Source organism: Clostridia bacterium (genome assembly GCA_016887505.1).
Lineage (GTDB): Bacteria > Bacillota > TC1 > TC1 > UBA5767 > UBA5767.
Map to the genome: position 1 here is coordinate 1,638,677 of CP069393.1, position 12,225 is coordinate 1,650,901.

General features: G+C 45.8%; 9 protein-coding genes. 1 reads left to right on the forward strand and 8 read right to left on the reverse strand.

Annotation, left to right across the window (positions count from 1 at the left end):
• Positions 1 to 4: 4 nt before the first annotated feature.
• From JR334_07785 to JR334_07820, 8 genes are read right to left on the reverse strand one after another with little or no spacing between them, the layout of a single operon-like run.
• Complete coding sequence (locus JR334_07785) at positions 5 to 3,028, reverse strand: DEAD/DEAH box helicase family protein (protein QRN84872.1); 3,024 nt, start codon at positions 3,026 to 3,028, stop codon at positions 5 to 7.
• Positions 3,029 to 3,062: 34 nt separating this feature from the next.
• Positions 3,063 to 4,880: a site-specific DNA-methyltransferase gene (locus JR334_07790; protein ID QRN84873.1), complete on the reverse strand. Its 1,818-nt coding sequence runs from the start codon at positions 4,878 to 4,880 to the stop codon at positions 3,063 to 3,065.
• Between the two features lie 17 nt (positions 4,881 to 4,897).
• A complete protein-coding gene (locus JR334_07795; GenBank protein QRN84874.1) occupies positions 4,898 to 5,368 on the reverse strand; it encodes a hypothetical protein in 471 nt (156 codons plus the stop codon).
• Positions 5,365 to 5,976 (reverse strand): DUF4391 domain-containing protein, encoded by a 612-nt coding sequence (locus JR334_07800; protein QRN84875.1) that lies wholly within the window; start codon positions 5,974 to 5,976, stop codon positions 5,365 to 5,367. The genes JR334_07795 and JR334_07800 overlap by 4 nt, the downstream gene beginning before the upstream one ends.
• A gap of 4 nt (positions 5,977 to 5,980) precedes the next feature.
• Positions 5,981 to 9,211, reverse strand: coding sequence for a DEAD/DEAH box helicase family protein (locus JR334_07805; protein ID QRN84876.1), 3,231 nt, complete (start codon positions 9,209 to 9,211; stop codon positions 5,981 to 5,983).
• A 29-nt stretch (positions 9,212 to 9,240) separates the two neighbouring features.
• On the reverse strand, positions 9,241 to 9,441 hold the full coding sequence (locus JR334_07810; GenBank protein QRN84877.1) for a helix-turn-helix domain-containing protein: 201 nt from the start codon (positions 9,439 to 9,441) through the stop codon (positions 9,241 to 9,243).
• A 49-nt stretch (positions 9,442 to 9,490) separates the two neighbouring features.
• Positions 9,491 to 10,120, reverse strand: a complete 630-nt coding sequence (locus tag JR334_07815; GenBank protein ID QRN84878.1) for a hypothetical protein — start codon at positions 10,118 to 10,120, stop codon at positions 9,491 to 9,493.
• Positions 10,113 to 11,045: a hypothetical protein gene (locus JR334_07820; protein QRN84879.1), complete on the reverse strand. Its 933-nt coding sequence runs from the start codon at positions 11,043 to 11,045 to the stop codon at positions 10,113 to 10,115. Before JR334_07820 ends, JR334_07815 begins: the two co-directional genes overlap by 8 nt.
• Before the next feature lie 297 nt (positions 11,046 to 11,342).
• On the opposite strand from JR334_07820, the gene JR334_07825 reads away from it, so the two are divergent.
• The gene (locus tag JR334_07825; protein ID QRN84880.1) at positions 11,343 to 12,029 is read left to right on the forward strand and encodes a sigma-70 family RNA polymerase sigma factor; all 687 of its coding nucleotides are present in this window, start codon (positions 11,343 to 11,345) and stop codon (positions 12,027 to 12,029) included.
• Positions 12,030 to 12,225 lie beyond the last annotated feature (196 nt).

The following is a 12,225-nucleotide window of genomic DNA, read 5'->3' on the forward strand; positions in this document are numbered from 1 at the left end:
ATTTTTATCCCTGTACCAGCTCCCACAGCTTGTCATAGCTGTCAACTACATCGTATTTCACCTTATCGCCGCTGATAGCACGGAAATGCTCACGGGCGCAGTGTGCTTTGGCTTCCTCGATTTTGCGTAGTTCCATCGAGGACATATCACCTTTCGTTTCAGCAACGAAATAAATGTGTTTCACTTTACCTTCATAGAACGCAATCGCCCAGTCGGGGTTATACTTGCCCACAGGGGTGTTGATATAAAATCCGCGTGGCAACTTGACATAGACCTCTACTTCTTGGCTGTGCGCTTCTAACGCGGAAGCGAAATCACGCTCGTTGGTTGAATCGTAAATAACATAATCATATAAGTGGCGCTTTGCCTCCATGGCGTTCACGCCAAGGCTACCTTTTTTAAGATCAGGTTCGGTGAATATATCAGTACCAAAAGCAGCGGTCAGCTTATCGTAGGTTATGTGTTCGATAATTGCTGTGGCTTTCTGTTCGTTGATGATGTTAGACGCGCGGATAATATACTCTTCGGGGTTGTCTCCAAACTGGTCAAAGATTACTTTTTCGAGCCTGACCATAATCTTTGTCACGGCTTTTCTGGTTAGTCCCGTCTCTGCTACGATTTTTCCAACAAGATCGTAGTGGACGGATGAACTTGCCCGCATCGTCATGAATGAAGCCGCTTCCTCGCGCACCATATCCTTTCGAACAAATGCTTCTCCGTACTCAAGCTGTTCCTTGGAGTCAATATTCTTTGCCTGTTCGCCCGTCTCAACCCTGAAATAAATCTTCGAAACGCGCAGTCGTGCATTCAGTTCCTTTACAGCCTTTTCCACCAATTCATCTTCATCAAATCCTACGACATAGTAGCTTTTGTGGTTAATGCGTGACCACAGTTCTTGGAATGCCTTGCTATCCAGTTTTCCCTTATCAAGCGTGACCTCGACGGTGTTTTTGCGAGCGTTTTCAGGCTTATTGGCATTCGGATCGTAGACAGAATCCAGTACGGCTATGACATCAGCAGTTTGTCCGGCTGCTTCTTCAGGTACTTCTATAGTGCCGTTTTTCTTATCCTCGTAATATTTCTCGGTTAGTTCGCCTCGCTTCACATAACCGTTTTCTATTAAGCTCTCATATATAGCAAGGGCTGTATCTTCGCCGAACTTCTCTGTGAACAGCTTTGCTTCCACCTTGCGCGGACGATCGCCGACAGCTTCGGCAATTTCGCTTTGCAATCCCTTGGCGAAGCTATCGTAGCTTTCGTTTGCAATAACCGTCAGTACGTTGATATTGTGGACTTCCTCGCGGGATAGGAGGGTTTCATCCATACGTTCGCCGCCTTGATTGACGGCAAGGCGCAGCCCACGCCCGACTTCCTGGCGTTTACGAACATCGCTTCCGCTCTGTTTCAAAGTACAAATCTGAAAAACATTCGGGTTATCCCAGCCTTCGCGCAAGGCAGAGTGGGAAAAGATAAACCGCACAGGCTCTCGGCGGTCAAGCAGGCGTTCCTTGTCCTTCATGATGAGGTCATAGGCATCCGCGTCGTCGGATGTGCGTTCTTTTCTATCGCCGAGCTTACTGTCTACCATACGACCACTTTTCTTATCAATTGAAAAGTAACCAGCATGTGTCCGCTCGACCTCAATACCGTCAAGATACGCAAGGTACTCCGTCGTGTCAGTTAAGGCAAGCTGCATACTGCCGACGATGGCTTTGTACTCCTCCTCGAAAATCTCAGCATAGGTGCCGCCCTGTGCGTTGCCTGAAGCATCATACTGCTTGTACTTCGCCACTTCATCAATAAAGAAAAGCGATAAAACCTTCACGCCTTTGGTAAATAACTGCCGCTCCCGCTCGATATGGGACAGGATGGTTTCCCGTATCTGAATACGACGCAACTGATCCTCACTGACCGCACCGATAACATCCCCGGCAAACAACTTCTTACCGTTTGTAAATTCAACGGAAGAATCTCTGCCGTCAATTCGCAAAACGGTATAGCCGTCCTTATATTCGGCAAGCTCACCGGAGTTATCGAACAGGCTATAACCTTCGGTTACTACCCGTGTTTTTGGGCTGAACCCGGTCTTATTCTTTATGTCAAATTCGATTGTCGCCGTGGGGTTGCCCTTCGAAAGGTTTATGCTCTGCACATAAACATACCCTTCTGTGGCGGTGCTACCGGAAACCGAAATACCCTTGACGGCTATCTTTTTTACGAGCCGTTTGTTATAAGCCTCGATCGCATCCAAGCGGTAAATCATATTGTACAGGCTGTCAGCTTTGTGGGTCGCAGAATATCGAAGGGTGACAAGGGGAGCGAACTCCTTCAATCGCTCTTTGGTTGCCGCACCCTCGACCGACTGTGGCTCATCTATAATCAATATCGGGTTTGTTTTTGCAATGATATCAATCGGACGGCGTGAGCGAAACTCGTCCAGCTTCATATAGATACGCCGGGCATCCTTGCCCCTTGCGTTAAATGCTTGGCTGTTGATGATCATCACATTAATTGCACTATCAGAAGCGAACCGGTCAATCTCAGTGAGCTGCGAGGAATTATAAATGAAATAACGGATTTTCTTACCGTAATCCTCGGCAAAATGCTCCTCCGTCATTTGGAAGGACTTATAAACCCCCTCACGAATAGCTACACTTGGCACAACGATGATAAATTTACTCCAGCCATACCGTTTGTTAAGCTCGTACATGGTCTTGATATATGTATAGGTTTTGCCAACACCTGTTTCCATCTCAATGGTTAGGTTAAAACGGCCTACAAGTGAATCGGACGGTTTTATACCACCTTGCCGCTGAGTGGTGCGGATATGCTCCAGTATTTTGTCATCAGTAACAACTATAGGCGCATTGCTGAAGCCCGTAAAATCCTGTGTTTGGGATAGGGAAAGCTGTCCCAAACCGGAATCTATCATATATGTTGGGGTGCGAAACGGTTGACCTGCGAACGCATCGCAGACCGCTTTTGCTGCGTCTGCCTGAAAAGGCTGATGCCGGAATTGTAGTTTCATTCGCCAGCACCTCCGCATTCTTTTTTAGTTTTCATCATATCACCCTCACATTCGTGTTGGGTGCAAGCAGCTTGAAGATTTCAAACACGTTTATTTTTTCAGGCGAACTGGAAAAGCTGCTGTCGCGGAACACGGCACGCAAGGGCTTGCGGCTTGCTATCTCGCGGATTGCCTTTTCGCTGATACGATCTTCAAAGCAAGCAATCAGGTCACCGTCGTTGTAGGTATGGACGGTGAAGCCGTCGATTTTTTCGTGGGTGTGGGGCATGGATAGCGGCAAGCCCCATTCGAGCAGGCAACCGTAGAGCAAATCCATATCGGTGCGGTCGGGCTTAATGTTGCTTTCCATTTGCAAAATCAAGTCCTGCGTATAGTCACCCGCCGCGTAGTACACATCGTTCATGTTGGTATCGTCCAGCTTGAGGACACGGAAACCGATATCGAGATTCAGCGCGGTCAACCCCGCTTCAGCTTTGATTTTATCCCCGGCACGACGGATGCGTTCTTTGCCGATTTCACAGATATTTTTATAGCCCGCTTTGTAGGCTTCAGATTTTTCATCGGTGACTTCGGGCAGCTGCACCATTATAAATTTTCGCTTGCCGCCGTCCTCGGCGTTGAGTTGCATTAAAGCGTCTCCCGTTGTTCCGCTTCCAGAGAAAAAGTCGAAAACGATATCATTACCTTTGACAACAACCTTTAGAAGATATTTCATAAGATTCAACGGTTTTGGATTATCAAACTTTACTTCTGTAATAAGTTTTTTTAAGTAAACCGTTGTGCTTTGTGCATCAAAGACACCCCAGTTGCTTTTGATTGCTTTATTCTCATTGGTCATTTCTCGCATGAATTCCTTCTGTTTTGGAAGGGTATCTTTCCATAAGATCCGGTTTTCCTGTATCATCCTTTCCAGCGATTCTTTTGAGAACGCCCAAGTATTTGTATATTCTCTACCTGTATTGGGATCGGTTATTGTAAAGGAATCTTCAATTGGCTTTGTCGTGCTTTTAATATTTGACTCGCGCCACGGTCCCCTTGGGTCATTATCTGGGTTTTTGAACCCATCCGTCTCCTCATTGCGCTCTTCACCAATAAAACTAAACTTGTCGCTTCTCTGGTAAACGACTATGTATTCATGGACATTGACCATCATATTTCTTGGGGGGACACCTTTTGCGGAGGACTTTTTATCCCATACAACGGAGTCTACATAGTTAGCTTCACCAAAAATTTCATCCATCATGGCTTTTAAGGTTGAATGCTCGTGTTCATCGATACTCACAAAAATTGCCCCATCTTCCGTTAATAAATCCCTTGCAATCCGTAAACGAGAATATATCATACTACACCAGTCAGAATGCATACGGGGGTTGCTGATAGTATTTTCGCGGAAGTTTCTTTGCCCGCTCTCATCGAACATATCTACTGCCTCTTCATATTCGTCATCGTCAGCACGATAATTATCAGGATACAGGAAACTATCGCTCCCTGTGTTGTACGGCGGATCTATGTAGATCATCTTGACTTTGCCCAAATAGCTCTCTTGCAAGAGTTTGAGCACGTCAAGGTTGTCGCCCTCTATGTAAAGATTTTCGGTTGTATCCCAATCCTTGCTTTCCTCCACGCAGGGGCGGAGTGTCTTGCGGATAGGTCTTCCGGCCTCGGCAATGGCGGCGCGTTTGCCCACCCATGTAAATTCGTACGCTTCATCGCCGTATACATCCTCACCAAGCATGGAGCGCAGTAGGTCAAAATTAACCTTCCCCTCGGTCACTACGCCGGGGAAAAGTTCGGCAATTTTCGTCACATTCTCGGCGGTGAGATTCGGGGTTTCGAATTTCATTTTATCCATATCAATTATCCTCCTATTTATGGCAGTTTCTCAATGATCGGTTGAGCCAAGTTCCAAACAGCCGTGGCGTAACCTGCTATCTTTGCAAGGGTTTCTGCATCCTTGATTGTTTGCGTTATCCTGCCCATAACCTTGGTATAGACGGATTTCGCTTCGGCTTGGCTTCTTGCCTTGGCGATGGTCAATACTTCGGCAATTATCTCAATCAATTCATCTTGCTGCTCATTGCTCTTGCTGATAAGGTCAACAAGTGTATAGAGGTTCGCCGTGTTTTGCTCGATGGCGCGGAGGCTTCGGATTGTTTCTTCACGATAGGCGGCTTCTGCTGCTTCTTTTCGTTCACGCTCTCTTTGGACAGCTTGCATCGACCGCTCCATGTCACGTTGATTTGCAGCTATCGAGTCAGCTACCGAATTAGCAAGGTGATTTGTTGTTGAAAAATCTATTCTCGGCATATTTGCCGGATCTAACTTGAATCCATCACTCATTGTAGTTCCTCCAGTTCTTTTTTAAGTCGTTTCAACTCGCCGTTCAACTCAACTTGTTTATTAAACTGCTTTTCACGCAGTAGTTTCTTTTCTAAGGCGACAATATCGCGTTCGAGTCTTTGCCGCTGTTTATCACGGTCTACGGCTTCTTCAATATCGCCGTCCGTTCCGAGTCGACCACCCGATATCTGCCGCGCCAAGTTTTCGTACACCGCATCCAAATTTAACCCATCGAACCTCAACATAAAACCACCAAGCGGCTGCCAGTCGGTGTTGTAGAACGTGCCGGATGCTTCAATCCACACCTGCGCCTCGTCGCCGAACACGAGGATAAACAGGATTTTATACGGTATTGCTTTGGCAATGGCGGGCAGAACCCGCTTGTCGAGTTCCCGTTGGCGAAGCTGAATTTCAAATATCTGAATTTCCGCAACTGTTTCGCCTGCACTGATCGCCATCGTGCTATCTGCAAGCTTGTTTCGCCAGAAGACTGAATCTATCTGGTCTTTTATCATGTCGCGCGACTGCGGCGTGAGAGTGGCGTTTTGGTAGAGCTTCTCTTTCGCAATGCGGCGGTTTACCTGCGTTGTGCGTGGCAATCCTAACATCTCGTCACCTCACCACAAGGAAGCAAATCAATTCAAAATCATCCAGCCCGCTGATATTGGTATTTAGGGCAGATGTGCCGCCCGGGCTGAACAAGCTATCGATATCGCTTTCCTCTTTTACTTCAATAATTGAGTTGATTGCATCCGATAACAACGTGGACACGCCGCGCATATCTCGCCCGTCTTTTGTCTCTTTGTTGAAGTCTTGGCAGGCTTCCATCGTTGGTTCGGTTTTGCCCCTGCATAGAGACCGGAACTTGTCAAGCAGTTCCTTTGGGGAAAGATGGTCGCAAATGACTTCACCGTCCGTTCCTATATACACCATGTAAAACGGGTGGAGGCGGTTCTGCATATCAATGTTTACGCTGTTATTGCGGTTCTTCAACACGAACACAATTCCCGGCGGACAATCCTCCGAAGCGGGGACAACCGCATGAAGCCCAAAAGGAACTTTATCCATATCGCCATTGTTTTTAACATATTCAAGCAGGTCAAGCCTAAATTCGTTCAGTCCCAAATCCATAATGGAGATGCCCGACTGCATATCTTCTATATCCACAACTTCCTCTTGAAGTCGTTTGAGTTGCGCTTTGCGGTATTCAAGGTCGCCTTTTTCCTCGGCGTTGATAAGGTCGTCGTCACCGGTTGCGGTCATGACAGAAATCCGCATCCTTGTTTCCACCCTACCTTTAAGGGAGAGATACTCATCCAAATCCACGTCCGGCCAGAAGTTGACAAGCTGAATAACCTCGTTGCGGCTGCCAATACGGTCAATCCGCCCGAAACGCTGAATAATACGGACGGGGTTCCAGTGAATGTCGTAGTTGACGCAATAGTCGCAGTCTTGCAGGTTCTGACCTTCTGATATGCAGTCTGTGGCAATCAGCACCGAAATGTCAGCGGTGTTGTTTGGCATCAACAGGTTTTTGTCCTTTGAAATCGGGGAGAACAAGGTCAGCACCTCGTTCATAGAAGCCCGCTGTCCCTTTATCGTGGTTTTGCCATCAACGCTTCCCGTAATCATCGCCGTATCAAGCCCAAATTTAGACTTCACGAATGAACTGACATGGTGGTACAGATACTCCGCCGTATCTGAGAATGCTGAGAATATCAGGATCTTTCGGTTTCTATCGTTAATCGGATTCGTCAGTTTGCCTTCGATAAGTCCGAAAAGCGTCTGGAGTTTTGTGTCGTGTTTTGGTGTGATATCGTCAATCAGCATTTTCAGTAAGGCAAGCTCCTCGCTGTCTTCTGAAAGCCTGTCCCGCCAGGTTTTATAATCCATGTCGCCAAGGTCAATTTTGATGCTGTGTTCGGCAGCAAAATACTCCGTATTGCGATCATCATCGTCGAAGTCTGCGTCGCCTGTGAGTTCCCGTCCGTCTATAACCGAATAGCCGCCACTTGTGTAGGCATCTATTTCGGCAATTGTGCTATCAATTAATTGCTTAACCCGCCCAACAGTGAGCCGAAAGGACTCTACGGAGCTTTCGAGTCGTTTCATTAGGTTTATGCTCATCAAGCGGCGTATGCCCATTTCACGCCCTGCGCGGTTGATGTTGCGGGAAGTATCAACATATTTATGGAGCATACTTGGGAATATGTAATCGGTAGGGATATACACCGAGAGATTCAATTTCATTAGCTGATAGTAAATTTCGCTGTAGTTTATTGCGCTTTCTAAATCGGTCAGGCGCGGTCGCAAAGAGATGGGCTTCAATCGTTCGGGGAATGAGCCTATCTCCTTCATATTGTAATATTTTTCTATATGTTTACGGGAGCGAGCGATGGTCACGCTGTCCAGCACCTCAAAAAAGTCGAAATCGAGTGACTTTAACAGCGAGTTCGTAGTTCTTTCGTCCTCTTCCTTCTTGTTCCACTGGTTGAATTGCTTTTGGGCGCTTCTAAAAATTTCATCTATTGTGCGATTTATGCCGAGTTTCTCATTGATGAGACTCGGATTGCCCTCATAAGCAAGTTCAAGCTGGTGGCGAAGATCGGTAAAACGGTTGTTGACTGGAGTTGCCGAAAGCATCAAAACCTTCGTCTTTACTCCCGTGCGTATAACACGGTTCATTAAACGAAGGTAGCGATTCTCGCGACGGTCTTCTCCATATACTTCACCGCCGTTTCTAAAGTTGTGGGACTCATCGATTACCACAAGGTCATAATTGCCCCAGTTAAGCCTATCCAAATCAAGCCCGTTGGATTTGCCGCGATCCCTTGAAAGGTCCGTATGATACAGCACATCATATCGCAAGCGGTCGGCAGCTATTGGGTTGTTCACATAGTTGTCTTTATATGTATTCCAGTTATCCGACAACTTCTTAGGGCACAAAACAAGCACGGAGCGGTTGCGATTTTCATAATACTTAACGACAGCAAGGGCGGTAAATGTTTTACCAAGTCCTACGCTGTCTGCAAGGATACATCCGTTATATGATTCAAGTTTGTTAATAATCGCAAGTACGGCGTCCTTTTGGAATGCATATAACATATTCCAGATTTTACTCTCTTTAAATCCCGTCGCTTCATTGGGTAAAACGTCCTCGGAGATATCCTCCAAGAACTCATTGAAGATATTGTATATTGCCACAAAGTAAATAAACTCTGGTGCGTTTTCGTTATAGGCCGCAGTGATACCATCGATGACCTGCTCAGTCACATCTTGCATCAGGCTCTTGTCGTTCCAAATTTGATTAAACATACGGATATACTCGCCGGAGAGCGGCGCAAACATCTTATTAACCGGATTAATGATATTGTTGCCACGCTCGCAACCGATGTCGGAAGTGGTGAACCCATGTAGTGGCATATAGGTCGTGCACTCATTTCCTTCAACATTCATAAAACCGCTGATGTTCCCGCCTGTGAGGTTGGAACGGAATTTTACCTTCTTACGAATCCAGTCGGAACACTCGCGGGCAATTGCCTTTTGTGTCAATTCATTACGAAGCTTCACTTCAAACTCCGTGCCGTAGAGTGAACGCTCACGGTTAAGACGTGGGATATAGAACTCTCGTTTTTCCTTGGGCGCCTTCTCATGCAGGAAAGTCGGTGAGGTGAAAATAAAACGCAACTCATTGATGCCATCAAGCTGTTTCTTGAGGGCTTGGTACGCATATATGGAGAAACAGGCAGCCGCTATGGACAGCTTGTCGCCCTTGTTTATCGAAACGGTCAAGTCGTCCTTAACCGTTTTATTCACATTATCAAGCATTTCTGGCATCTGCATATTATTGACTCCTTAGAATTTCATTCGATTTACTCCTTGATTTTGCCCTTGCGTACCCACTCGTCAACTTCGGAGACTTTAAACTTATAGCGTTTCCCGGCTTTATTAACGGGGAGTTTACCTTCCCGCATCCACGTGCGGACAGTGTCCTTGCTTACACTGAGATACTCGGCGATATCCTCAAGATTCACCCATTTTTCGGTTATATTCTTATCAATCTCGTTGCTCATGTCAAAACCTCCATAATGTATATATCTCGTTTTGTTGTGGTTACAACTCTTAAAACAGAGTGTTTATTACATCTGCTTTGCGCAGCTTCTCAATTAGATTTATCTGTTTTATCGTCCAATGTGTACGATCAAATTCATTAAATGCCGAAGCGCTATCGATAGAGAGTTCACAAGTAAGCTCATTGAGTCGGCGCTGCGATATGGCGTACAGCAAATGAAAACACACCTTGATGCCGTTATCTTGAACTATTACTTCATCAACAAATCCGAGATAGGCATCTTGATTTTCACCTGCACGACCATATTGATGATTTCTGCTTGCGAATATAGCCGGGAAGGTTTTTATTGCTGTAATGGCCCCCATATCTAATTTGGCGTATTTGGCTTTTAATTCGGGTGCTATACTCTCGGTCAAAGCACATTCCTTCGGTACCATAAAATGGCCTCCGGTGAACAATTCATCACCAATAACGAAAAGACTATAATAATTCTCATTTACAGTGCGTCTTGTCGGAAGCGTGACCCCACTTGTCTGAACTACAGGAATATACACGCTTTTCATATTCACTGCATTCGCGTGAGCAATCAGCGTGTTCCCATCACCGGGTAGGTTTATATTTGCCGATGCACCACTCGACGGAAGAACGGTGGATGAGATCGGTTTCAGTTTATCACTCATCTTTTTGCCCTCCGTTATTAATATTTACTGTATCTACATGATTATAGAAACTGTTGTTATTGCCGGATATGTTGAAATTGAAGAATGTAGGATTGTTGTTTATAACCTGCTGCGTCAAGATGGATGCGTCAGGCTCTTTCTCTGCCGACTGTTCCTCATTAGGACTTTCATCATTTGTCATTGGTTCGTCCACTAATGGCTCATCAACAATTTCAGCATCGACACTTTCTCCAAAGCCTTCACAATAGTTTAGCGTAATATTCCTTGAAATGAGGTTTGCAAGGTTCCCTTTATATTCACGCTTTCCCCCTCCGGTTGAAGGACACCATAAATTGATTGTTTCCTTGCCAAAAGTATTCTTTTCTGAACGGGTTACTGCAAAATGCCAAACACCTAATAAAAATGATTGCAGGCAAACACTTGTTGCTTTGAGAATGTCGGATTTTGTTATTGCATCACCGCTTTCCGAAGCAAAGAAAAGTTGATTATCACCGATGGAGTCATCAGCTTCAATCAAGGCTAAAAGTTCTATAACCAATCTTTCGTCTTTTCTCATGCTGCCTGTATCAATGAGCAATGCTATTACCTTAGACATTTCGGCTAATACGGAGGGGTAATTATCTTTGATTCGCGTATTGAATGCAGTCAGTGCCGCATCGTCACCAAAAGGATATATTGAGCCTCCTTCATTTTTACAGGTCTTATATTCTGAAGTATTGCCGCTAACTGTGCTGTCAGCGAATACAAATATGTTCTGCCAGTCAGGAACGATCACCTTAGATAAGGCGAACAGAGCTATGGGTTCGGAATAAGGCTCCGGATTCCCCGTATAATATTCATTTGCTCCACGTAGGGGCTTTCTTGCACGTAAAAACAATGTAAGGAAAGTGCCGCCGCAAAGACGCTGCTTTACTATTTTTGCCATATATTTTCACCGCTTTTCAAAAAACTAACTCGGCGAACTCTAACCAACTCTACGAAGTATGGTTGGCGAACTCGGCGAACCATTTTATGTCCTTGTGAGAAATCGCAGGGGCATTTTTTGTTGCTCTTGTACGGTGGCGAAGGTGCAAAAGCCAAAATAACAACCCACACTAAACACTGTTAAACCATTATATCACGCACCAATCCGAAAAACAATGATAACAGTGTGAATCTGTACAAACTTCCATATTTCCTCCCTGCGATTGCTCACGCAATTCAAATCACAGGAGGAAATCTGATGAAAAACCAAGCAAATCAAAGCCAAAACAAGTCTTTCAAACCCACCCCCATTCCACACCGCACGAAATCCGGTGAACCGATGGCCTACTACATCCTATCGGAGGATGGAGCACAGGAATTCAAAGTACCAAGAGCAGAGTGCCTTGCCCGTTCCGAAGAACCCGAAAAACCCTTTCCACAACGCTGGTATGTCGATGAGGAATCCGGCCTTGTTGTCCGTCTGCCCCGTAACCAGATGGGGGAAGACCTTGCGCGGGAGAATATGCGCTCTATATGGCGAGAGCAAAAATATCAAGAGCGGAAATTTCAATGCGTATGGAAAGGAACAAGCAAGTGTAACCAAAAATGTGAGACTTGTAAGTCCCGCACGAGCCGCACTGTTGAACTTGATAAGCCATTGGGTAACGATTCTGACGGCTCGGATACATTTTACGAACCTGCCGATCCCACTGATATCACAGAATTTTTAGAACAAAAGGCTGTATTAGACACCCTCTATGCCGCACTTGCTACCCTCACTCAAAAAGACCGTGAGCTTATAACAGACCGCATTATCCATGAAAAAACCGTGCGTGAATTAGCGCCTAAGTACGATTTTAAATCATCACGCAGCATTACCGTTCATGTCCGCCGTGTCCTTGACATCCTGCGAAATGACGAAGCCCTGAAGAAGTTTTTTGAGTAACCACTCTTCGTGGTACGCAACCGCCCCTCTTCTGTCTGTAGACGGTAGAGGGGCGGTAATGCTTCTCGGAAACGGAGGTAAGAAAATGCAAACAGAAGCAACTGAAAGGAACGCGGAAATGCGTGATGCCGAGCTGGACGAAGAACTTGCAGGCATCCTCACGGCAATAAGTGTCGTGTCTAAACGTCTTGCCAAG